Here is a 21,823-nt window from a genome sequence, read left to right as displayed (position 1 = left end):
GCACCAGACCGGTGCGGGGCCCCATCGACGTACGTACGCGAGCGACTCAGTGCCCGCCCGGCGCCTTCGCCGGGTTCGTGCCGGCCGCGGCGGCGAACTCGCTGTAGATGTCCGGCTCCAGGTAGATGACGCGGGCGATCGGGACCTCCGCGCGGACGCGCTCCTCGGCGGCGTTGATCGCGGCGGCGACCTCGGCGGCCGTGTCGTCGTGCTGGACGGCGACCTTGGCGGCGACGAGGAGCTCCTCGGGGCCGAGGTGGAGCGTGCGCATGTGGATGACCTTGGTGACCGTGTCGCCGTCGACCAGGGCCTTCTCGATCTTGGCGACCTCCTCGACGCCCGCGGCCTCGCCGAGCAGCAGGGACTTGGTCTCCGCCGCGAGGACGATCGCGATCACGATGAGCAGGATGCCGATGCAGAGCGTGCCGATGCCGTCCCAGACGCCGTCACCGGTGGCCAGCGCGAGGCCGACGCCGCCGAGGGCGAGGACCAGGCCGACGAGCGCGCCGAAGTCCTCCAGGAGGACGACGGGCAGCTCGGGCGCCTTGGCGCGGCGGACGAACTCCTTCCAGGAGAGGCCGCCGCGCAGCTGGTTGGACTCCTTGATGGCGGTCCGGAAGGAGAAGCTCTCCGCGATGATCGCGAACACCAGGACCCCGACGGGCCAGTACCAGTGCTCCAGCTCGTGCGGGTGCTTGATCTTCTCGTAGCCCTCGTAGATCGCGAACATGCCGCCGACCGAGAAGAGGACGATCGAGACGAGGAAGGCGTAGATGTAGCGCTCGCGGCCGTAGCCGAACGGGTGCTGCGGGGTCGCCTCGCGCTGGGCCTTCTTGCCGCCGAGCAGCAGCAGGCCCTGGTTGCCGGAGTCGGCGAGCGAGTGGACGCTCTCGGCCAGCATCGAGGACGAGCCGCTGAAGATGAACGCGACGAACTTCGCCACCGCGATCGCGAGGTTCGCGGCAAGTGCCGCGACAATCGCCTTTGTTCCGCCTGACGCGCTCATGAGTGCGGGGTGTCCCTTCGCCTTCGTACGTACCGACCACGGTGCCGGAGCGGTGCTTTGCCCGGCCTTTGCGGTGGGTCATTGTTGCAGCACGAGAGCGCGTTGGTGCGTCAGGCCACCACAGTGGCACGGAAAACCGTGCCGACTCCGGACACTTCGGCCTTCTCGCCCGCGGGGACGAATGCGGACTGGCCGGGTGCCAGGGTCAGTTCGCCGGCGTGGACCGAGCCGGCCGTGCAGAGCAGGATCTGCGGGGTCCCGGCGGTGAGGTCGTGCGCGGCCGCGCCCTCGGGCAGCACGAAGCGGGAGAGGCGGAACTCGTCGATCGGGGTCTCGTAGACCTCTTCGCCGTCGGACGCGGCCTCGGGGCGCAGCACGCCGGGGTCGGTCGCCTCGAAGCGGACGATGCGCAGGAGTTCGGGTACGTCGACGTGCTTGGGGGTCAGGCCGCAGCGCAGGACGTTGTCGGAGTTGGCCATGATCTCGACGCCGAGGCCGTCGAGGTAGGCGTGCGGGACGCCGGCGCCGAGGAACAGGGCCTCGCCGGGCTGGAGTCGGACGTGGTTGAGGAGCATGGCCGCGATGACGCCGGGGTCGCCCGGGTAGTGGTGGGCGATGTCGGCGTACGGGGTGTAGGCGCCGCCGAGGCGGCGGGCGGCGGCCGTGACCTCGGTGACCGTGTCGGCCATCTGCTCGGGGTCGGCGCTGAGGACGGCGGTCAGGACCTCGCGCAGGGCGGCGTCCTCGGGGTGGGCGCGCAGCAGGTCGACGTACGGCTTGAGGGAGTCGACGCCGAGGGCTTCCAGGAGGTCCGCGGTCTCGGCGGGGGCGCGGAAGCCGCACAGGCCGTCGAACGGCGTGAGGGCGCAGATCAGTTCGGGCTTGTGGTTGGCGTCCTTGTAGTTGCGGTGCGGGACGTCGATGGGGACGCCGCGGCGCTCCTCGTCCGCGTAACCCTCCTTGGCCTGTGCGAGGTTGGGGTGCACCTGGAGGGAGAGCGGGGCGCCGGCGGCGAGGATCTTGAGGAGGAAGGGCAGGCGGGGGCCGAACTTGGCGACCGCCTCCTTGCCGAGCTCGTGCTCCGGGTCCGCGTCGATGACCTCGTTGAGCGCGCCGCGCTCGGTGCGCGAGGGCGCGCCCGGGTGGGCGCCCATCCACATCTCGGCCTGCGGCTCACCGCTCGGTGCGACGCCCAGGAGCTCGGCGATGGCCGTGGTGGAACCCCAGGCGTAGGGGCGGATGGTGTTGGTGAGGCGGTCCACGGAGGGGGTCTCCCTTACTGCTGCGTACGCGATTGGGCGGTGACGGCGACCTCTGCGGTCGCGGTCATGATCGGTCCCCCGAGGCGAGCGCCAGGTAAACGGCGGCGAAATCCGTGACGGCGATCAGCTCCGCCAGTGCTTCCAGGTCGTCGTCGCTCTCCGGCTCCAGCTCGCTGAGCGCGATGTCGTGGCCGTGCGCGAGCTCGCGGGCGGCGGGGGCGGCGGTGAGGCCCCCGGCGTCGGCGGGCCTGTCGCGCAGCAGGACGACGCGCGCGCGAAGGGGGGCCGGGTCGTCGACGCGGTCGCGGAAGAAGTCGTCGGTGTCGTCGCCGCCCGCCTGGGTGCCCGCGAGGAGGGCGCCGTGCGCGGGCAGTGCCTCGGGCAGCTCGGCGGCGAGCGCGGCGTGCCCGGCGAGCTCGGCGAGGGTGGCGGCGAAGCGGCGGCCCGTGGCCGCGGCGGCGCGGCCCTCGGTCCAGATCAGCGGGAGCGCGTCGGCGAGCTCGGCGGCCAGGGTCTTGGCCGGGTTGCTGTACGTCGCGATGGCCGGGCCGCAGCGCTCCGCGACGCCGTCGAGGCGGTCGGCGACCTTCTCCAGGGCGTCGGCGGGGGCGGCGATCAGGCCGGTGCGGTCGAGGAGCACGAGCAGCGGGACGAGGAGGGCCCACAGGGTGCCGGGGGCGCCGGGCGCGGCCTCGTCCTCCACGCGGCGCGCCTCGTAGGACGCGGAGCGGGTGGCTTCGTCGTGCGGGCCCTCGAACGCGCCGTACGGAGAGGTGGCCATGGGGACGGCCAGGCCGTGGCTGCCCTCCACGCTCTCGGCGAGCGGGGTGCGGGCGGGGGTGACGGCGACGACCGTGCAACCGCGACGGTAGGCCTGGTCGGCCAGGAGCGAGAGGCCCGGTTCGGTGCCGTCCGGGGTGGCGATGAGCAGCAGGTCGACGGGGCCCACCCAGCCGGGCAGTGCCCAGCGCAGCGCTCCCCCGGCGGGGGCGACGCCGGTCGGGGCGAGCCGGATCACGGGGCAGCCCGCGCCGGCGAGGCCGTCGAGGAGGTCGGCGACGCAGGCGGCGGCGGTGCCGGGGCCCGCGATCAGGACGGCGCGGGGGCGGCCGTCGGGCTTGAGCTCGGTGAGCCCGGCCTCGGTGGCGTGCCGGACCGCGGTGCGGACGCGGGCGCCCGCCTCGGCCGCGCCTCTGAGCAGTCCGCGCCGGTCGGCGAGGGCGAGCGCCTCGGGGGCGTCGAGCAGCGACTCGTCGAGCATGGGGTCAGGCCTCCGATCGCCGTGCGCGGCTTCCTGCGTGGTGCTGGTGTGCGCCCTTACGCGGGGCGGCGGGCCTCGTCGACCAGGAGGACGGGGATGCCGTCGCGGACCGGGTAGGCCAGGCCGCACTCCTTGGCGTCCGCCGTGCAGACCAGCTCGGTCTCCGTCTCCTTGAGCGGGGCGTGGCAGGCCGGGCAGGCGAGGATCTCCAGGAGGCCGGCTTCGAGCGGCATGGGGTGGGTCCCTTCGAGCTGATGTGATGGGGTCGCGCGCTGCCGCGGTGCGGGGGTCCGCACGGGTCCCGCGCTGCGGCTTCCGCGCCGCCACCGCACGGGATGCGGCCTGGTCAGCCTACCTCCGTGCGGGGCGGGACGCGGGGGTGCCTGTGGATAAGTGGCGGGGTGCGCGGAGCGGCCGGGACGGGGGCCGCGCGCGACGGCCCCGGGGGCGTGCCGTACAGGTCCCGCCACACGGCTGCACGCCACACCGCTGCACGGCTACGCGGCTTGCACGGCCGTCAGCCGTCAGCCGTCAGCCGTCAGCCGTCAGCCGTCAGCCGTCAGCCGCGGATGATCGCCAGGGCCTCGTCCCGCACCCGCGCCATGGTGTCCTCGTCGCGCGCCTCGACGTTCAGGCGGAGCAGGGGCTCCGTGTTCGACGCGCGGACGTTGAACCACCAGTCGGCGGTGGTCACGGTCAGGCCGTCCAGCTCGTCCAGGGTGACGCCTTCCCCGCCCTCGTACGCCGTCCTGATCGCGGCGAGGCGGGCGGTCTGGTCGTCGACCGTGGAGTTGATCTCTCCGGAGCCCGCGTAGCGGTCGTACTGGGCGACCAGGGCGGAGAGCGGGCCGTCCTGCCCGCCGAGGGCCGCGAGGACGTGGAGGGCGGCGAGCATGCCCGTGTCCGCGTTCCAGAAGTCCTTGAAGTAGTAGTGCGCGGAGTGCTCGCCGCCGAAGATCGCACCGGTCTTGGCCATCTCCTCCTTGATGAAGGAGTGGCCCACGCGCGTGCGGACCGGCGAGCCGCCGTTCTCCTTCACGACCTCCGGGACCGACCAGGAGGTGATGAGGTTGTGGATGACCGTGCCCTTGCCGCCGTGGCGGGCGAGCTCGCGGGAGGCGACCAGCGCGGTGATGGCCGACGGGGAGACCGGGGCGCCGTGCTCGTCGACGACGAAGCAGCGGTCCGCGTCGCCGTCGAAGGCGATGCCGAGGTCGGCGCCCTCCTCGCGCACCCGCTTCTGCAGGTCCACGATGTTGGCCGGGTCCAGGGGGTTGGCCTCGTGGTTGGGGAAGGTGCCGTCCAGCTCGAAGTACATGGGGACGAGGTCCACGGGAAGGCCCTCGAAGACGGTGGGGACCGTGTGCCCGCCCATGCCGTTGCCCGCGTCGACGACGACCTTCAGGGGGCGGATGGCGGTCAGGTCGACCAGGCCGCGCAGGTGCGCCGCGTAGTCACCGAGGGTGTCGCGCTGGGTGAGCGTGCCCGGGGTGGCCGCGTTCCCCGGGGCGCCGGTGTCCCGCCAGTCCTCCACGAGGGCGCGGATCTGCGCGAGGCCGGTGTCCTGGCCGACCGGGGCGGCGCCCGCGCGGCACATCTTGATGCCGTTGTACTGGGCCGGGTTGTGCGAGGCCGTGAACATGGCGCCCGGCAGGTCCAGCGCGCCCGAGGCGTAGTACAGCTGGTCCGTCGAGCACAGCCCGATCTCCGTCACGTCCACGCCGAGGGCGGCCGCGCCGCGCGCGAAGGCCCGCGAGAGCCCCGGGGACGAGGGGCGCATGTCGTGCCCGACCACGATCGCGTCGGCCGCCGTGACCTGTACGAAGGCCGCACCGAACAGCTCCGCCAGCGACTCGTCCCACTGATCCGGGACCACCCCGCGCACGTCGTACGCCTTCACGATCTGGGACAGATCAGCAGTCACGGCCAACCCTCTCTGGAGGTTCTGCTAGTTCAGCGGTTGCGGGCAGCGCGTGGGTCGTGCCGCGCCGGTCACCCCAAAGCTACCCGCAACGGCCGACAAGCTGCTGCGACCTGTGCCAAGCCGCCTTCGGGCGACCGGCGCGGGGCACCCGGCGGCGGCCTGCCGGACTACGGGAGCATCCAGCCGAGCACAGCCGTGCTCTGTCCCACCACGAGCAGGCACATCACGAGGAGCAGGCCGAGGCTCCAGGGCAGCACCTTGCGGAGCAGATCGCCCTCCTTGCCCGCGAGTCCGACGGCGGCGCACGCGATCGTCAGGTTCTGCGGGGAGATCATCTTGCCGAGGACGCCGCCCGAACTGTTGGCGGCCGCGAGGAGTTCGGGCGAGAGCCCGGACTGCTGAGCCGCCGTCACCTGAAGTGCGCCGAACAGCGCGTTGGCCGAGGTGTCGGAGCCCGTCACCGCGACGCCGAACCAGCCGAGCACGGGCGACAGGAAGGCGAGTCCGGCGCCGGCGGCGGCCACGTAGTGCCCGATCGTGGCGGCCTGGCCGGAGAGGTTCATGACGTAGGCGAGGGCGAGCACGGACGTCACCGTCAGGATCGCGAAGCGCAGTTCGTGGACCGTGGCGGCCCATTCCCGTACCGCCACGCGCGCGTGGACGCCGATGACCGCGGCGGTGCCCACCCCGGCGAGCATCACGAGCGTGCCGCCGGTGCCGAGCAGGGGCAGCGAGAAGACGTTTCCGGCGACCGGGTCGCCCGAGGGGTCGGCGACGTTCAGGAAGGGCCAGTCGAAGGTGCGGGTGGCCTTCGCCAGGAGGTCCTTGACCGCGGGGATCTGGGCGAGCGAGAAGACGGCGACGATCAGGGCGTACGGGGCGTAGGCGCGCAGCACTTCGGGCCGCGGGTCGTCCTGGTCGAGGTCCTCGCTGCGGGCACCGGTGAGGACGGCGGCGCGGACGGGCTCGGCGGCGGGCCTGTGCGCGTGCGGGACCGCCACCAGCGCGCCCGCGCCCGCGAGGGCCGCCCCGATGTCGGCGAGCTGCGCGGAGACGTAGTTGGAGGCGACGAACTGCGCGGCGGCGAAGGCGAATCCGCACGCGAGGGCGGGCACCCAGGTCTCGCGCAGGCCGCGCCGCCCGTCCACGAGCACCACCAGGAGGAGCGGCACGACGAGGGCGAGCAGCGGGGTCTGGCGGCCGACGACCGTGGCGACGGTGTCCAGCGGCAGGCCCGTCACCTGAGCCAGCGTCACCACCGGTGTGCCCATGGCGCCGAAGGCGACCGGCGCGGTGTTGGCGACGAGCGCGACGACCGCGGCGCGCACCGGGTCGAAGCCGAGGGCGACGAGCATGACCGCGCTGATCGCGACGGGCGCGCCGAAGCCGGCGAGCGCCTCCAGGAGCGCGCCGAAGCAGAAGGCCACGACGAGCGCCTGGATGCGGGGGTCGTCGGAGAGCCGCCCGAAGGAGCGGCGCAGGATGTCGAAGTGCCGGGTGCGGACCGTCATGCGGTACACCCACAGGGCGTTGACGACGATCCACAGGATGGGGAAGAGGCCGAAGAGGGCGCCTTGCGCGGCGCTGGACGCGGTCTGCCCGAGCGGCATGCCGTACGCGAGCCAGGCGACGAGGACGGCGACCGCGAGGCCGATGAGGCCGGCCCGGTGCGCCTTCATGCGGACGGCGCCGAGGAGGACGAGGACGGTCAGGAGGGGCAGGGTCGCGACGAGTGCGGACAGGCCGAGCGAGTCGGCCACGGGCTCCAGTTGCTGCGTGAACACAAGCGACTCCCCGGTTTCCGTGATGCGGAAAGTGATCTCTCGCGAGTGGGGGAATGGTCGTGTCCGCAACAACGGCACGTCAATGGGGCGTACGCCAACTGTTGTTCACCGATAAACGACAGGGGTCTACGGAGACGGCTGAGCTTCACGGGGAAAGGTCGCCGCTCCCCGAAGAGAGGCCGTCGCACCGCACAGAGAAGCCGCTGCCCTACGGAGAGGCGGCCTTCAGGGCTCGGGGGACCGCAGCACCCTGAGGTGGCCGCGGCGCGCGACCTCCATCGGGTCCGCGGTGCGGGGGCCACCGCCGCCGGCCTCCGCCGCGCGCTCCTGCGGGCGGGCCGCCTCGCGGACGGCGTTGGCGAGGGCTTCGAGATCGTCGCCGGAGGGGCGGGCCGGACCCGAGGCGTCGGCGAGCCGGACGACCTCCCAGCCGCGGGGGGCGGTGAGGCGCTCGGAGTGCTCGGCGCACAGGTCGTAGCAGTGGGGTTCGGCGTAGGTGGCGAGGGGGCCGAGGACCGCGGTCGAGTCGGCGTAGACGTACGTCAGCGTCGCGACGGCGGGACGGCCGCAAGCGGTGCGCGAACAGCGACGTACAGGGCTCACGACGTTGGACGGTACCGCACTCTTGAGCGGGCCGCGACGACTCTCCCCGAGCTCACCCCACCGTGTCGTGCCGTGCGGCGCACGCCGGAGCGCAGTGCGGGCGCGCCGTTGACCTGCGCAGACGTCAGTGACTGCCGGGACGGGTGGTGTTGAATCCGGTCACCACATGGCGCGAATCACGTCATTTGGCGCGAGACCGACGGTCCCGGAGAGATACGGAATCGAGTCCAAGCTTGGCCGGAATGGTCAGGAAGCGACATGGCGCGCACCGCGCGGAAAGGCCGATCTCGGGGACTACGCTTCATCAGTGATGGACGACCCCGTACAGCCCAGCTCCGCAGACCCGAGGCCCCGCCGCCGCGACCGCCACGGCCGAGGCATGCGCGGCCCTGTCGCACCGCCGCAGGTGCCGCTCTCCGCGAGCCGCGCCGAGGCCTTCACCGACCTCGTGCAGGACTCCGTGGAGCGCCTGGAGCGGCGCTGGCCGCAGCTCACCGAGATCGAGTTCATGGTCCTGGAGGTGCCGCCCCTGAGCGGTCCCGGAGGGCCCGACGGTGAGTGGCGCGACGCGGTGGTGCCGCTGGGCGGCACGATCACGGCGTCCGAGGGGCGCCCCGCCCGCGTCGTCATCTACCGCCGCCCGGTGGAGATCCGCACCAAGGGGCGCGACGAACGCGCCGCCCTGGTGCACGAGGTGGTCGTCGAGCAGGTCGCCGAACTCCTCGGCCTGTCCCCCGAGTCGGTGGACCCGCGCTACGGGGACGAGGAGTGACGGGCCGCCTCCGCGAGGAGTGACGGCCCGCTTCCGCACGGCGTGCCGACCGCCCTCCACGAGATGACGGCCCGCTTCGGAGGAGACCGGCGGTCTACTTCTGCAACACCGTCAGATCCCGCTCCGCCGCCGGGACCGCCACCGACCCCCGGTCGTCGGGCAGCGTCTGCACCGTGAACATGGGGATGCCGTCCTCGGGCAGCTCCAGCATCCGCGAGCCGTAGACGTCGCCGCCGGACACCTGCTCCACCGTGAGCGCGTACACGCCCTTGAGGCCGCTGGGCACCGGCGGATCCTTGATCTCCAGCGTCGTGCCGCCCTTGACCGTGTACGTCTTGGTCGCCGGTGACCCGCCCTCCGTGCCGGCCGACGCCGTCACCTTCACCTTCCCCGACCTGCCCGGGGCCACCAGGGAGAGCGTGGAGCCCTTGGCGCGGTTGTCGGCGGCCGTCGCGCGCGTGCCCACCGCGCTCGTCGCCGGGATGAACGCCGTCTCCTGCTTGTCGCCCTTGCCACGGGTCACGCTCAGCGCCGCCACCACCGGCACCGACGTGTCCGTCGGCGTCAGGAGCAGCGAGCCCGCCTCGCCCTTGGTGACGTCGCCGAGGTCGGCGGCGGCCGTCATGCCGGACTTCACGTGCAGGCTCTCGTGCCCGGCCGGGGTGATCGTGCCGGTCGCCGAGACCAGCTGGATCTTCACGTCCGCGTCGTCCGAGCCGGGCGCGAAGGCGACCAGGCGCACCGAGGTGGCGTCCTTGGGGATGCCGGGCAGGACGAGGCTGTCCGCGGGGTCGGTGGCGGCGGGCAGCCAGTCGCCGCCCAGCTTCTCGTCGGAGGACTGCACGGCCGCCGAGACCCGGCCGCTGCGCACGATCACGTGCATCGTGAGGTTCGGGTACGCCTTCTCCGCGAGCGTGGACAGCAGCACCGGGACGCTGGAGTGCGGCTGCACCTGGATCGAGTCGCCCACCGGAGAGGTGACCTCGCCGTTCGGCCCGAAGAGCTCGACGTCGACGACGGCGGCGGAGTCGTCCGGGTTCGTCAGGTGGATGTAGTCGCTGCGGTCCTTGGCGGTGCTCGCGCCCGGGAACCAGAAGTCCGTGTCGGGCGCCGTGCAGTTGGCGCCCTGCACACCGCGGCCGCTGCCCGCCGCGTACGTCGTGGTCTGCTGCACGGCCCAGCCCGGGGCGAACCTTCCGGTGGCCGTGCCGATGAGCGCGGGCGACTCGGCGCCCGACTCCTCGCCGCCCACGGGGGCGCCCGGCTTCTTCTGCGTCAGGAAGGGCTTGGCGTTCTTCTTGTGCTCCTCCTTGGCCGCGTCCGTCAACGCCTTGCTCACGGGCAGCAGTTCCGCCGCGCCCTTGGTCTCCGCGCCGCTCGACTCGGGCGTGAAGGCGGTGTACGAGGTCTCGGCGAGGTCGGAGCCGCTGGGCACCGGGCAGAGCAGGCTGGTGCGCTCCACGGGCTGGCGCGCCGCGGTCTTCGCCCCGTCGTCGGCCGCGCCGTCCGGGCCGCCGAACGCGGCGAACCCGGTGACGGCGCCGAGCGCGACGACGACGGCGATCAGGGACTGGGTGGTGCGGTTCACTGCTGGCTCCCGTCGGGGCGCTCACTGTCGGTGCCGTGGGGCGGCTGCGGGGGCAGCGGCGGCATCGGGGGCTGCTGCGGGTCGTACGCGGGGTCGTAGGGCTGCGCGTACTGCTGCTCTCCGTAGACAGCACCCGCTCCTCCGTAGGAGGCGTACGGGTCGTACTGGCCGCCCTGGTAGGCGTCCGTCCCGTACGGCTGCTCGTACGTGCCCGCCGCGTACGGATCGCTCTGCTGCCCGCCGCCGTACGCGCCGTGCTCGGCGCCCGCGTGGGCCGGTGCCTCCCACTGCTCGTAGGACTGCTGCTGCGGCACCGCGGCCAGGGCCTCCTCCGAAGGAGGAGGCGGTACGTCCTGGCCCGCCTCCTGCGCGGCCTGCTCGTTCTGGGCGCGCAGCCTGCGTGCCCTGCGGCCCTCGCCCTCGACCGCCTGCGCCGGGACGACGGGCTCCTCGGGGAGGTCGTCGTCGATGTCGCGGCGCCGGCCGGGCAGGGCGAGCACCACGAGGACGACGGCGAGCGCGCCCTGCGCCCACAGCCAGGCCCTGTGGGTCACCGGGGTCTCGAAGGTGACGTCCAGGTGGCCGCCCGCGGTGGGCAGTTCGAAGCCCTGCGCCCAGCCGTCGACCGTGGTGCGGGGCAGCGGGCGGCCGTCGAGGGTGGCCGTCCAGCCCGGGTCGGCCGAGTCGGCGATCCGCAGGACGCGGCCCTCGTCGCCGGACTCGATCTTGGTGTGCAGCTCGACGGGGCCCGCGGCGACGGGCTCCGGGTCGCCGCTCTTGTGGACGACGGCGGCGCGGGCGACCTGGCGGTCCACGCGCCACAGGGCGCTGCCGTCCTCCTGGCTGAGCCGGGTCAGGCCCGGGGTCGCGTCCAGGGTGCGGCTCATCTGGCGGGGGGCGCCCTCGCGCACGAGGACGTAGCGCACGGCGTAGCCGCCGAGCTGGTCGGCCTGGTCGGCACCGGAGCCCGCGACAAGACGGGCGACGATCTTGTCGAGGCGCTCGTCCGCGGGGGCCGCCGCGGCGAGCTCCGCGTCACCGAGCCGGCCGCCCGATCCCCGTACCAGCGCGTACGCGACCTCGGCGGACGACTCGCTGTCGAGGACGAGCGTGCGGGCCTGGTCCTCCGTGCGGCTCTCCTCGGCGACGAACGCGGGCACCTGCACCGGGTCGCGCCGCTCCAGGGGGCCGTCGGCGCCGCGGATCATCCAGCCCGCGGCGAGCAGCAGCGGACCGGCGGCCGCGGCGAACGCGATGAGCGCGGCGACCGGCTGGCGCCAGCCGAAGCTCTGCTCGGCGACACGCGCGCGTGCCCCGTCGGCGCCGAGCGCGGCGGCGGCGAGGAGCGCGATGCCGTAGGAGAGGGTGGCGGGTCCGGCCCACGCCGAGCCGTTCGACAGGACCGCGAAGACCAGCGCGACCAGGGCGGCGGCCCAGGCGGTGCGGACGGCCGCCTGCCGCTCGCCGCGCAGCAGGGCACCGAGCGCGGCGAGCACGACGCCGACGAGCAGCAGGCCGTGCAGGGTCCCGGGGCCGCCGGGCCCGGCACCGAGCAGGTCGAGGGCGCTCGCCGAGCCGGTGCCGAACTCCAGGCCCGCTTCCTTGAAGAAGCCGAAGGGCAGCAGCGACAGGGACCACGGCGCGAGGACGAGCAGCGGGGTGCCGAGCGCGGCGAGGAAGCGCAGGCCATAGGCCGTGATGTCGCCGCGGCGGACCACCAGGAGCGCGAGGCCGAGGACCAGGGCGATGGGCCAGACGATCGGTGTGAAGGCCGTGGCGAGCGTCAGGAGCAGGGCGTACGCCCAGGTGGCGCGCCAGGTCCCGCGGGTGCCGTCCGGGGCGGCCAGGCCGCTCGCCGCGATGCCCGCGCGCGCGATGAGCGGCAGCAGGACGGCGAGGACGGCGGTGCCGACGCGGCCGCCGGCGAGCGCGCCGGTGGCGGCGGGCAGGAAGGCGTACGCGACCGACGCCCAGGCGCGCAGCAGGCGCGAGGTGACCAGCGGCCGGGAGGCGAAGTAGGCGGCGAAGCCGGCCAGCGGGACGGAGCCGACGAGCAGCACGGTGACGGCGAGCCCGGTGGAGCCGAACAGGAGCGAGGCCAGGCCCGCGACGAGCGCGAGGTAGGGCGGCGCGGACTGGGTGCCGCCGGTGCCGACGGGATGCCAGCCGTCCAGGTACCGCGCCCACAGCTCCGAGGAGTCGGCGGGCGCGGGCAGCAGGGCGCCGCCCGCGAGCGCGCCGGTGCCGAGCAGGCCGCGGCAGGCGATGAGCGAGACGAAGAGGAGGACGACGAAGAGCACCGGTCCTGGCTTGCGCGCGATGCGCTTGAGCCGGGCGAACTGCTCGATCTCCAGGAAGTCGGCGTCGTCGCCGCCGGGTCCGGACTCCACGACGCCGTGCCGTCCGGCGCCCGCGGGGGCCTCGGGGTCGGAGCGGCCGACGAGGCTGCCCGCGGCCTGTTCGACGGTGGCGCGCACGGTGGCGCCGGGCGGCGGGAAGAGCGGCCGCATCTCGCCCGCGTCGAGCGCCGGCTTGCCGCGCGTCCTGCGGGCGCCGAGGATGCGGCCGGGCCGCAGCAGGGTGGCAAGGAGACCGGCGATCTCGTCGAGGGCCTGTCCGGGCGCCTTGCCGACCAGGTAGGCGACGGTGCGCAGGAGCGTGCCGACGACGATCCGGAAGAGCACCCACGGCAGCACGGCCGACCGGGCGTTGACGAGCAGGGTGTAGGTGGCGCCCGCCTTGTCGACGCGGTGCGGCGAGGTCGCCGTGCGGCCGACGCAGTCGACGGTGCGGCGCTCGCGCGAGGAGGCCTCGGCGTGCCGCACGACGGCGTCGGGGGCGACGAGGACGCGGTGTCCCGCCGCGTGCGCGCGCCAGCACAGGTCGACGTCGTCGCGCATCAGCGGCAGCCTGCGGTCGAAGCCGCCCAGCTGTTCGTAGACGTCGCGCCGGATCAGCATGCCTGCGGTGGACACGGAGAGCACGGGCCGTACGTGGTCGTGCTGGCCCTGGTCCTGCTCGCGGCGGTCCAGGCCGGTCCAGCGGCGGCCGCTGTGGGCGATGGAGACGCCGACCTCCAGGAGCTGCCTGCGGTCGTACCAGCCGCGGAGCTTGGGGCCGACGACGGCGACGTCCTTGCCGAGCTCGCGTTCGTTCTCGACGACGCGCAGCATTTGCGCGAGGGCGTCGGGCTCGGGCGCGCAGTCGTCGTGCAGCAGCCACAGCCACTGCACGGGCTCGCCGTGCGGCAGCTCCGGCAGGTCGTACGCGTCGTCGCGCCAGCTCCGGCTCACCGGGTCCCAGCCGCTGGGGCGCTTGAGGTACGGGAGGTCCTCGGGGGTCAGCACGCCGGCGGTGCGGACGGCCTCGTCGACGGCGATGCCGAAGCCGGAGCGCCGGGCGAGGTGCAGCACGCGGTCGGCGCCGAGGGCGTCGGTGACCAGGCGGGCGGAGTCGTCGGCGCTGCCGGTGTCCGCGGCCACCGCGTTCTGCACGGGGCGCTCCTGGCCGAGCAGCCCGGCCAGGGCGTCGGGCAGCCAGCGGGCGCCGTCGTGGGAGACGAGGACGGCGGTCACGACGTGCCGCGGGAACTCAGGGGCGGCAGCTTCTTGTTGCTGGGCTGCCGAATGGCTGTGCACGGACATCGAGGTACGGGCCCCGGTTCGATGGACTGCGGTGGACGCCTGCGCCCTGCGGGGGCGCCGGGGCGTCTCGGACGGGGCCCCACACTAACGGCTGGCACCAGGGCGGCCCGCCGCCTGTGGATAACCCATGGGCGTCGGGCCGTTGGTTTGCGCCGTGTTCGAGGGAGTTGTGCGGTCGGTCGACCGGGTGGAGCACGGACGCGCCATCGGGGCGGGCACGTCCGGTCGGGCTGTGGACTTCTCCGGTCAGACCGCGGCCTTCTTCAGTCGCCGGCGCTCACGCTCCGACAGGCCTCCCCAGATACCGAAGCGTTCGTCGTTCGCGAGTGCGTATTCCAGGCACTCGGAGCGGACCTCGCAGGCGAGGCAGACCTTCTTGGCCTCGCGCGTGGAGCCGCCCTTCTCGGGGAAGAAGGACTCGGGGTCGGTCTGGGCGCACAGCGCGCGCTCCTGCCAGCCGAGTTCCTCGTCCGCGTCCTCGACCAGCAGTTCCTGAACCAGCTCGGTCATGTGCGCCCCTCGTCTGTCTGTGCGTCCCCGTGGTGCCTGCCGTTACCGATTTCGGCTGAACGACACGAGTGAAATTACAAGTGTGCCGATCCGGGCCAGTCAAGCCGAGATCTGCTATTGAGCCCCTTATTCACTCTGCGGAACCAAGGCTATGCGGAAAGTGTTCAAATCGGCATAAACCGTGACACTCGCGTGGGGCCGACCAGCACTCCCCTCCAGCGGGGCCCCGAGGGGCTCACAAGGGAAGACGTCGATGTTTGAGTGCCGGTTGCTGCGCCATGTGTCCGGTGGGGCGAGTGCACAAACCTTTCGCCTGGGAGATCAACCGGATGAGGTGAAACATATCCCACATAGCGGACATGAAGTTGACATCGAGGTGTGAGACCGGTGTCCTGGTGGGCATGCTCGCGAACTTGGCTCTTTCGATGACCCGCACCAGCGGGTCCATCGGTGCTGCCCACGCGCGCTGCTGCTGTTCCTGCTCCAGCTGTTGAGTCACTCCAGCTGTCGAGCCGCTTCTCCCGGCACCACCGCTCCACCCCTCTCGATCCCTCCCGGATCTCTCTCGATCTCTCGCTTTTCCAGCGCTTCACCCTTCCTTCGCGACACCCCAGCACTCTTACGTTGAGGAACCACCGCACGATGAACAGCGACAGCGACCTCCAGATCGCCGGCGACATCCTCGAAGTCCCGCACCTCCTTCAGCCCGCCCGCGAGCACCCCGCCACCGTGGCCGAGTTCGTCGGCCTCGCCCGCTCCATCGCCGCCGACCGCTCCCAGTGGGAGCACCTCGTCGAGTACGACGCCACCAGCCGCTGGTACCACCGCCTGCGCACCGGGCCCGGCTACGAGGTCTGGCTGCTCTCCTGGGTGCCAGGACAGGGCAGCGGCCTGCACGACCACGGCCCCTCCTCCGGCGTACTCACGGTCCTGCGGGGCGAATTGACGGAGCGCACGGAACGGGGCACGCGGGCGCTCGGCTCCGGCGCGCAGCGCGTCTTCGCGCCGGGCTACGCGCACGACGTCGTCAACGACTCCCTCGAACCGGCCGTCAGCCTGCACGTCTACTACCCGGGCCTGACCCGGATGCCGATGCACGCGGCGCAGTGCGCCGCCGCCACCGCGGACGGCGTCGCGGAGGATGTCGTAACCGCCTGACGCGCTGTCGTACCCGCCTGACATGCTGGGGGACATGCGCATTGTGGTTCTGGCCGGCGGCATCGGCGGCGCCCGTTTCCTCCGCGGGCTCAAGAAGGCCGCGCCCGACGCGGACATCACGGTCATCGGCAACACCGGTGACGACATTCACCTGTTCGGGCTGAAGGTCTGCCCCGACCTGGACACCGTGATGTACACGCTCGGCGGCGGCATCAACGAAGAGCAGGGCTGGGGACGTACGGACGAGACGTTCAAGGTCAAGGAAGAGCTCGCGGCCTACGGGGTCGGGCCCGAGTGGTTCGGGCTCGGCGACCGGGACTTCGCCACGCACATCGTGCGGACGCAGATGCTCGGCGCCGGCTATCCGCTCAGCGCCGTCACACAGGCGCTGTGCGAGCGGTGGCAGCCCGGGGTGCGGCTCATCCCCATGTCCGACGACCGCGTCGAGACGCACGTCGCCGTCACGGTCGACGGCGAGCAGAAGGCCGTCCACTTCCAGGAGTACTGGGTGCGTCTGCGCGCCTCCGTGGACGCGCAGGCCGTCGTGCCCGTCGGCGCCGAGCAGGCCAAGCCCGCGCCCGGCGTCCTGGAGGCCATCGCCGAGGCCGACGTCGTGCTCTTCCCGCCGTCCAACCCCGTGGTCAGCGTCGGCACCATCCTCGCCGTGCCGGGCATCCGCGAGGCCATCGCCGAGGCGGGCGTCCCGGTCGTGGGGCTCTCCCCCATCGTCGGGGACTCCCCCGTGCGGGGCATGGCCGACAAGGTGCTCGCCGCCGTCGGCGTGGAGACCGGCGCCGCCGCGGTCGCCGAGCACTACGGCAGCGGGCTGCTCGACGGCTGGCTCGTCGACACCGTGGACGCGGGCGTGGTCGAGCGCGTGGAGAGCGCCGGGATCCGCTGCCGGGCCGTGCCGCTGATGATGACCGACGTCGACGCCGCCGCGGAGATGGCGCGCGAGGCGCTCGCGCTCGCCTCGGAGGTCCGCGCGTGAGCGCTCCGTCCTACCGCGTGTGGGCCGTGCCCGGACTGCCCGAGGTGCGGGAGGGCGACGACCTCGCCAAGCTGATCGCGGCCGCCGAGCCGGAGCTCGCCGACGGTGACGTGCTGCTCGTCACCTCCAAGATCGTCAGCAAGGCGGAGGGGCGGATCGTCGAGGCGGCCGACCGCGAGGCGGCCATCGACGCCGAGACCGTACGGGTGGTGGCGCGGCGCGGCACCCTGCGCATCGTCGAGAACCGCCAGGGGCTCGTCATGGCCGCGGCCGGCGTGGACGCCTCCAACACGCCGTCCGGGACCGTGCTGTTGCTGCCGTCCGACCCCGACGCATCGGCCCGCGCCGTCCGGGACGGGGTGCGGGACGCGCTCGGCGTGGACGTCGGCGTCGTCGTCACCGACACGTTCGGGCGGCCCTGGCGGTCCGGGCTCACCGATGTCGCCATCGGGGCGGCCGGAGTGCGGGTGCTGGACGACCTGCGCGGCGGCGTGGACGCGTACGGGAATCCGCTGAGCGCCACCGTCGTGGCCACCGCGGACGAGCTCGCCGCGGCGGGGGACCTCGTCAAGGGCAAGGCCGCCGGGCTGCCCGTCGCGGTGGTCCGCGGGCTGCCGCACGTGGTGGGCGGGGAGCCGGACGACGGCGCCCGCGCGCTGGTGCGGGGCTCGCGCGACGACATGTTCCGGCTCGGTACGTCCGAGGCGGTGCGGGAGGCGGTGGCGCTGCGGCGGACCGTCCGGGAGTTCACCGACGAGGAGGTCGACCCCGGCGCCGTGCGGCGGGCCGTGGCCTCGGCGGTCACCGCGCCCGCGCCGCACCACACGACGCCGTGGCGGTTCGTGCTCCTGGAGTCCGCCGCGGCGCGGGTCGAGCTGCTGGACGCCATGCGGGACGCGTGGATCGCGGATCTGCGGCGGGACGGGAAGTCGGAGGAGTCCATCGCCAAGCGGGTGCGGCGCGGGGACGTGCTGCGCCGGGCGCCCTACCTGGTGGTGCCGTGCCTGGTCATGGACGGCTCCCATACGTACGGGGATGCGCGGCGGGATGCCGCCGAGCGCGAGATGTTCGTGGTCGCGGCGGGGGCCGGGGTGCAGAACTTCCTGGTCGCGTTGGCCGGGGAGCGGCTGGGCTCCGCGTGGGTTTCGTCGACGATGTTCTGCCGGGATGTCGTTCGGGAGGTGCTGGGGCTTCCCTCGGCGTGGGATCCGATGGGGGCGGTGGCGGTGGGGCACCCGGCCGGTGAGCCTGCGGCTCGCGCCGGGCGTGATCCGGGGGGCTTCATCTCTGTTCGGTAGTGGGGCTGTGCGCGTTCGTCTGGGTTTCTCGCGCAGCTCCCCGCGCCCCTTGATCGGGTCGCTCTTCGGGTGCGGGATCGTCTCGGTTGCTCGCGCAGTTCCCCGCGCCCCTTACGGGGCACTCCTGCGCTTCTTCCTCTGACCGTTCACTGCCGTTGCTCGCGCCCGCGCGGCGGAGCCGCTCGTGTCACAGCCCCGCGCCCCTTCGGGGCACTCCTGCGCGTCTTCCTCTGACCGTTCGCTGCCGTGCTCGTGTCACAGGCCCGCGCCCCTTCGGGGTGCCTACAGTGCCCCGATGTTGCCCCTCGGCATGCGGGGGTGTCGTCGGGGTGGGGTTTTGCCGCTCAGGAGGATCAGGCGGGCCGCTCGGTGGCGTTGGCCCTCGTAGGGGGTCAGGAGCGCGAGCATCTCGGTGTCGTCCGCCTCGCGGTTGTCCGCCAGGGCGTAGCCGATGATGCCCGGGAGGTGGAGGTCGCCGACCGTCACCGCGTCGGGGGCGCCGTTGCTGCGCTGGACCGTCTCCGCCGAGGTCCAGGGGCCGATGCCCGGGATCAGTTCCAGGCGGGCCTGCGCCCGGGGCGGGTCCATCGCCGCCGCCTCCTCCAGGCGGGCCGCCCGCGCGACCGCGCGCAGGATCGTGGACGCCCGCTTGTTGTCCACGCCCGCCTTGTGCCACTCCCAGGAGGGGATCAGGGACCAGGCGCGGGGGTCGGGCATCACGTGCATGCGGGCCTGGGCGGGGGTCGGCCCGGGGGCCGGTTCGCCGTGCGCGCGGACCAGGAGGCGCCAGGCGCGATACGCCTCGTCCGTCGTGACCTTCTGCTCCAGGATCGACGGGATCAGGGATTCGAGGACCAGGGACGTGCGGGTCAGCCGCAGCCCCGGGCGACGGCGTTCCGTCGCGGCGACGAGGCGGTGGCGGGGCTCGAAGGCCGCCGGGTCGTCCGACGCGCCCAGGAGCGCGGGGAGCCCGTCCAGGAGCCAGTCCGCTCCCGGGCCCCACGCCTCCGCCTCCACCGTGTCCGCGCGCCGGGCGACCCGGAGCGTGCCGGGACCCTGCGGGGTGCGGCTCGCGCGCCAGACCGAGCCGTCGGGGGTCGCGCGGAAGGTGGGGTCGGCCGGGCCGCGCCGCAGCGGGCCGAGCGTCAGGCCCAGGTCCACCGGGAAGGGCGGGCGCCAGGTGCGGGTGCGGGCCGCGGTGGCGGGGCGGGGAACGCCCGCCGGTACGGCCGTCTCGCCACCGCGCACGGTGGTGCGTGTGGGGCGCGGGGCGAAACGGGACGACATTCGTACGAGGGTAGGGGACGGCCGCCCCCACCGGGACGGATACCGGTGCGCCCCCCGCCGGGACGGCTACTGGTCCGAGGAGAACCGGACCGCGCCCGCCGGCAGCGTCGCCTCGCACCACACGCGTACGCCGTCGCGCAGTTCGTTGTCGGCGCCGACGGTCGCGCCGTCGCCGATGACCGCTCCCGAGAGCGCCGTGCGGGCGCCGATCCGCGCGCCCGCGCCGACCAGGGAGTCCGTGATGACCGCGCCCGGCTCGATGACCGCGCCGGAGAGGATCGTGCTGCCGAAGATCCGGGCGCCCTCGCCGATGCGCGCGTTCTCGCCGACGACCGTGCCGCCGGTGAGCTTCGCGTCGGGCGCGACGCTGGCGCTGGGCAGGACCAGGCGGTCGCCGCAGCGGCCGGGGACCGCCGGGGAGGGGGCGCGGCCGAGGACCAGGTCCGCCGAGCCGCGTACGAAGGCCTGGGGCGTGCCCAGGTCCAGCCAGTACGTCGAGTCGACCATGCCCTGGAGGTGGGCGCCGCCGGACAGCAGGCCGGGGAACGTCTCGCGCTCGACGGAGACCGGGCGGCCCGCGGGGATCGTGTCGATGACCGAGCGGCGGAACACGTAGGCGCCCGCGTTGATCTGGTCGGTGACGATCTCCTCGGGGGTCTGCGGCTTCTCCAGGAAGGCGGTGACCCGGCCGGTGGGGTCGGTGGGGACCAGGCCGTACGCCCGGGGGTCGTCGACGCGGGTCAGGTGGAGCGAGACGTCCGCGCCGGTGTCCTCGTGCGTGCGCACCAGGGCGCGGATGTCGAGGCCGGTGAGGATGTCGCCGTTGAAGACCAGGACCGGCTCGTCGGGCCGCGAGTGCAGGCGGGACGCCACGTTGCGCAGGGCGCCGCCCGTGCCGAGGGGTTCGGTCTCGGTGACGTACTCGATGTGCAGACCGAGCGCGGAGCCGTCGCCGAAGTACGGCTCGAAGACCTCGGCGAGGTAGGAGGTGGCGAGGACGATGTGCTCGACACCGGCCGCCCTGGCCCGCGCCAGTTGATGGGTGAGGAACGGGACGCCCGCCGCCGGCACCATCGGCTTGGGGGTGTGGACCGTGAGCGGTCGCAGCCGGGTTCCCTTGCCGCCGACCAGGAGGATCGCTTCTGTCACCTGTCGTCTCTGCTTCCTGCTGGGGCCGGCCGAACTTGAGTTTCGGCCGGCCAGTGTATGCAGACGGGTTTGCAGATCGTGCAGTGCGACCGGGCCTCAGCGGCCCTGGAAGCGGGCCGAGGTGGACCGGGCCTTGCCGAGCTTCTTGTACAGGCGGCTACCGGGGCACTCGGTGGCGAATCCGTCCCGATGACCGGAGATCACGCGGAGCCGGACGTTCGTCCCTTTCTTGTACAGGTTGCCACCGCCGGACTTCAGGTAGGTAGTACCGCGCGGGTTGGCGCCGTACAGGCCGAGCTTCCACGCGGTCAGCCGGGCGACGGCGTCCACGGCGGCCTTCGGCGGGTTGGAGTCGCTGTACGTGCCGAGAACGGCGATGCCCATGCTGTTCGTGTTGAAACCGAGAGTGTGGGCCCCCAGGACCGGCTTGGCCACACCTCCGGCACGTCCTTCGTAGATGTTTCCGCACCGGTCGACCGCGAAGTTGTAGCCGAAGTCACGCCAGCCACTGCTCTTGACGTGGTAGCGGTAGATGCTGCGCAGGACGGAGCCCGCCTGCGAGCAGCGGTAGTTGTTGCCGGACGCGCTGTGGTGGACGAAGGCGGCCTTCACGGTCTGCGTGTACGCGAAGTCCTTCTCGCGCAGCTTCTCGTCGGCGCCCCAGCCCTTGCGCGTGATGATGCGCGGGCGCGGTCCGACGAACGGCCGGGCCTTGCCGACCGCCTCGGGGCCGCCGCGGACGGCGATCAGGTCCTCCTCGGTCTGCCGCTTGGTCAGCGCGGGGATCACCGTGGCGCCGAGCGGGGCGAGGTCCGCGTTCACGGCCGAGGCCGCGGCGGACTGGACGGTCAGGGCCGAGGCGCGGGACACCTCCGCCTGGCCGCCGCGCGGGGGCTCGTCGCCCGGGTCGACCAGTTCGAGGCGCAGCCCCGCGGGGAGCGGGGACGGGGCGGCGGCCCGGTCCGCGTGCGCGTCCGGCTCCGCCCGTACGCGGATCTCGACGCCGTCGGAGTCGCCGACCCACAGGGGCGCGGTCGAGCCGCGGACCGCGCGGGTGCCGCGCTCGGCGGTGCCGGGGTCGGCGGCGTGCTCGCCGTTGTGCGTCTCGACGTCCTGCCAGCCGGACCAGGTGGTGGTGCCGGTGGCCCGGGTGCGGACCTGGACGGTGCCGTGCAGCTCGGCTTCGGGGTCGTCCCAGACGACACCCACCAGGGAGAAGGGGCGGACATCGCGCCGGGCGAGGCCCTGTTCGCCGGCGCCGGCCGAGCCGAGCGAGCGGTCGGCGCCGAGGGAGGCGAGCGGGAGGGACTGGGTGCTGCCGGGGACCGCCTCCGCGGCGGGCCCGGCGGCCGTGGCCGCGGCGGGCGTCGCGGCCACGGCGCCGGACGACGGCAGGGTGAGGGGCAGGGCCAGGGCGGCCGCGCACGTGACGCCGATCGAGGAAGCAAGAAATCCACGCATACGTATGATCGTCGGCACAACGGAACATATCTGTCCATTGGGGAACTGACGGACCGTCGGCCGGGAGCGGTCGTTCCGGTCTCCCGCACTCCCCCGCCACGCCGAGGGGCGCGCGGGCGCCCGCG

Annotated in this window: 17 protein-coding genes; 4 read left to right on the top strand and 13 right to left on the bottom strand. The window is 73.6% G+C overall.

What is annotated here, in order from left to right:
- Positions 1–46: 46 nt before the first annotated feature.
- The 7 genes from AB0L89_RS20385 to AB0L89_RS20355 all read right to left on the bottom strand — a co-directional run bounded on the left by AB0L89_RS20385 (position 47) and on the right by AB0L89_RS20355 (position 7,840).
- On the bottom strand, positions 47–1,006 hold the full coding sequence (locus AB0L89_RS20385) for a cation transporter (RefSeq protein ID WP_365142662.1): 960 nt from the start codon (positions 1,004–1,006) through the stop codon (positions 47–49).
- Positions 1,007–1,116: 110 nt separating this feature from the next.
- Complete coding sequence (gene manA, locus AB0L89_RS20380) at positions 1,117–2,268, bottom strand: mannose-6-phosphate isomerase, class I (RefSeq protein ID WP_365142660.1); 1,152 nt, start codon at positions 2,266–2,268, stop codon at positions 1,117–1,119.
- A 64-nt stretch (positions 2,269–2,332) separates the two neighbouring features.
- Positions 2,333–3,529 carry an SIS domain-containing protein gene (locus tag AB0L89_RS20375; protein WP_365142658.1) on the bottom strand — a complete coding sequence of 399 codons (1,197 nt, stop codon included), beginning with the start codon at positions 3,527–3,529 and terminating at the stop codon, positions 2,333–2,335.
- Between the two features lie 56 nt (positions 3,530–3,585).
- A complete protein-coding gene (locus AB0L89_RS20370; RefSeq protein WP_079036845.1) occupies positions 3,586–3,762 on the bottom strand; it encodes a Trm112 family protein in 177 nt (58 codons plus the stop codon).
- 326 nt (positions 3,763–4,088) lie between these two features.
- On the bottom strand, positions 4,089–5,453 hold the full coding sequence (locus AB0L89_RS20365) for a phosphomannomutase/phosphoglucomutase (protein ID WP_365142656.1): 1,365 nt from the start codon (positions 5,451–5,453) through the stop codon (positions 4,089–4,091).
- Positions 5,454–5,620: 167 nt separating this feature from the next.
- Positions 5,621–7,237 carry a lactate permease LctP family transporter gene (locus AB0L89_RS20360; protein ID WP_365142654.1) on the bottom strand — a complete coding sequence of 539 codons (1,617 nt, stop codon included), beginning with the start codon at positions 7,235–7,237 and terminating at the stop codon, positions 5,621–5,623.
- Between the two features lie 225 nt (positions 7,238–7,462).
- Entirely contained in the window at positions 7,463–7,840 is a 378-nt protein-coding gene (locus tag AB0L89_RS20355) for a DUF3499 domain-containing protein (RefSeq protein WP_365142652.1), read from the bottom strand.
- A gap of 310 nt (positions 7,841–8,150) precedes the next feature.
- On the opposite strand from AB0L89_RS20355, the gene AB0L89_RS20350 reads away from it, so the two are divergent.
- Positions 8,151–8,612, top strand: coding sequence for a metallopeptidase family protein (locus AB0L89_RS20350; RefSeq protein WP_365142650.1), 462 nt, complete (start codon positions 8,151–8,153; stop codon positions 8,610–8,612).
- Between the two features lie 94 nt (positions 8,613–8,706).
- Here the strand turns inward: AB0L89_RS20350 and AB0L89_RS20345 are convergent, their stop codons facing one another.
- The 3 genes from AB0L89_RS20345 to AB0L89_RS20335 all read right to left on the bottom strand — a co-directional run bounded on the left by AB0L89_RS20345 (position 8,707) and on the right by AB0L89_RS20335 (position 14,354).
- Positions 8,707–10,200 (bottom strand): DUF5719 family protein, encoded by a 1,494-nt coding sequence (locus AB0L89_RS20345; protein WP_365142648.1) that lies wholly within the window; start codon positions 10,198–10,200, stop codon positions 8,707–8,709.
- Positions 10,197–13,844 carry a glycosyltransferase family 2 protein gene (locus tag AB0L89_RS20340; RefSeq protein ID WP_365142646.1) on the bottom strand — a complete coding sequence of 1,216 codons (3,648 nt, stop codon included), beginning with the start codon at positions 13,842–13,844 and terminating at the stop codon, positions 10,197–10,199. Before AB0L89_RS20340 ends, AB0L89_RS20345 begins: the two co-directional genes overlap by 4 nt.
- A gap of 246 nt (positions 13,845–14,090) precedes the next feature.
- Positions 14,091–14,354 carry a WhiB family transcriptional regulator gene (locus tag AB0L89_RS20335; RefSeq protein WP_016642094.1) on the bottom strand — a complete coding sequence of 88 codons (264 nt, stop codon included), beginning with the start codon at positions 14,352–14,354 and terminating at the stop codon, positions 14,091–14,093.
- A gap of 642 nt (positions 14,355–14,996) precedes the next feature.
- Between AB0L89_RS20335 and AB0L89_RS20330 the strand changes: the two genes are divergently transcribed.
- The 3 genes from AB0L89_RS20330 to AB0L89_RS20320 are packed head-to-tail and all read left to right on the top strand — an operon-like array spanning position 14,997 to position 17,801.
- Complete coding sequence (locus AB0L89_RS20330) at positions 14,997–15,512, top strand: cysteine dioxygenase family protein (protein ID WP_365142644.1); 516 nt, start codon at positions 14,997–14,999, stop codon at positions 15,510–15,512.
- 34 nt (positions 15,513–15,546) lie between these two features.
- A complete protein-coding gene (gene cofD, locus AB0L89_RS20325) occupies positions 15,547–16,503 on the top strand; it encodes a 2-phospho-L-lactate transferase (RefSeq protein ID WP_365142642.1) in 957 nt (318 codons plus the stop codon).
- Entirely contained in the window at positions 16,500–17,801 is a 1,302-nt protein-coding gene (locus AB0L89_RS20320) for a coenzyme F420-0:L-glutamate ligase (protein ID WP_365142640.1), read from the top strand. Before cofD ends, AB0L89_RS20320 begins: the two co-directional genes overlap by 4 nt.
- A 282-nt stretch (positions 17,802–18,083) precedes the next feature.
- Here AB0L89_RS20320 and AB0L89_RS20315 read toward each other — a convergent pair whose 3' ends face one another.
- From AB0L89_RS20315 to AB0L89_RS20305, 3 genes are all read right to left on the bottom strand, one after another.
- Positions 18,084–19,088: a DNA-3-methyladenine glycosylase 2 family protein gene (locus AB0L89_RS20315; RefSeq protein WP_365142638.1), complete on the bottom strand. Its 1,005-nt coding sequence runs from the start codon at positions 19,086–19,088 to the stop codon at positions 18,084–18,086.
- Between the two features lie 66 nt (positions 19,089–19,154).
- Positions 19,155–20,237, bottom strand: coding sequence for an NDP-sugar synthase (locus AB0L89_RS20310; protein ID WP_365142636.1), 1,083 nt, complete (start codon positions 20,235–20,237; stop codon positions 19,155–19,157).
- Between the two features lie 96 nt (positions 20,238–20,333).
- A complete protein-coding gene (locus AB0L89_RS20305) occupies positions 20,334–21,698 on the bottom strand; it encodes an N-acetylmuramoyl-L-alanine amidase (protein WP_365142634.1) in 1,365 nt (454 codons plus the stop codon).
- Positions 21,699–21,823: the final 125 nt, after the last annotated feature.

The organism is Streptomyces sp. NPDC052114 (assembly GCF_040680155.1).
Lineage (GTDB): Bacteria > Actinomycetota > Actinomycetes > Streptomycetales > Streptomycetaceae > Streptomyces.
The sequence above is the reverse complement of the archived record's forward strand: the minus strand, read 5'-3'. Positions and strand labels throughout refer to the sequence as shown.

Coding starts and splice junctions, on each gene's coding strand:
- AB0L89_RS20305 (WP_365142634.1), bottom strand. CDS start 21,698: ATGCGTGGATTTCTTGCTTCCTCGATCGGCGTCACGTGCGCGGCCGCC.
- AB0L89_RS20340 (WP_365142646.1), bottom strand. CDS start 13,844: ATGTCCGTGCACAGCCATTCGGCAGCCCAGCAACAAGAAGCTGCCGCC.
- AB0L89_RS20385 (WP_365142662.1), bottom strand. CDS start 1,006: ATGAGCGCGTCAGGCGGAACAAAGGCGATTGTCGCGGCACTTGCCGCG.
- AB0L89_RS20335 (WP_016642094.1), bottom strand. CDS start 14,354: ATGACCGAGCTGGTTCAGGAACTGCTGGTCGAGGACGCGGACGAGGAA.
- AB0L89_RS20315 (WP_365142638.1), bottom strand. CDS start 19,088: ATGTCGTCCCGTTTCGCCCCGCGCCCCACACGCACCACCGTGCGCGGT.
- cofD (WP_365142642.1), top strand. CDS start 15,547: ATGCGCATTGTGGTTCTGGCCGGCGGCATCGGCGGCGCCCGTTTCCTC.
- AB0L89_RS20330 (WP_365142644.1), top strand. CDS start 14,997: ATGAACAGCGACAGCGACCTCCAGATCGCCGGCGACATCCTCGAAGTC.
- AB0L89_RS20350 (WP_365142650.1), top strand. CDS start 8,151: ATGGACGACCCCGTACAGCCCAGCTCCGCAGACCCGAGGCCCCGCCGC.
- AB0L89_RS20375 (WP_365142658.1), bottom strand. CDS start 3,529: ATGCTCGACGAGTCGCTGCTCGACGCCCCCGAGGCGCTCGCCCTCGCC.
- AB0L89_RS20370 (WP_079036845.1), bottom strand. CDS start 3,762: ATGCCGCTCGAAGCCGGCCTCCTGGAGATCCTCGCCTGCCCGGCCTGC.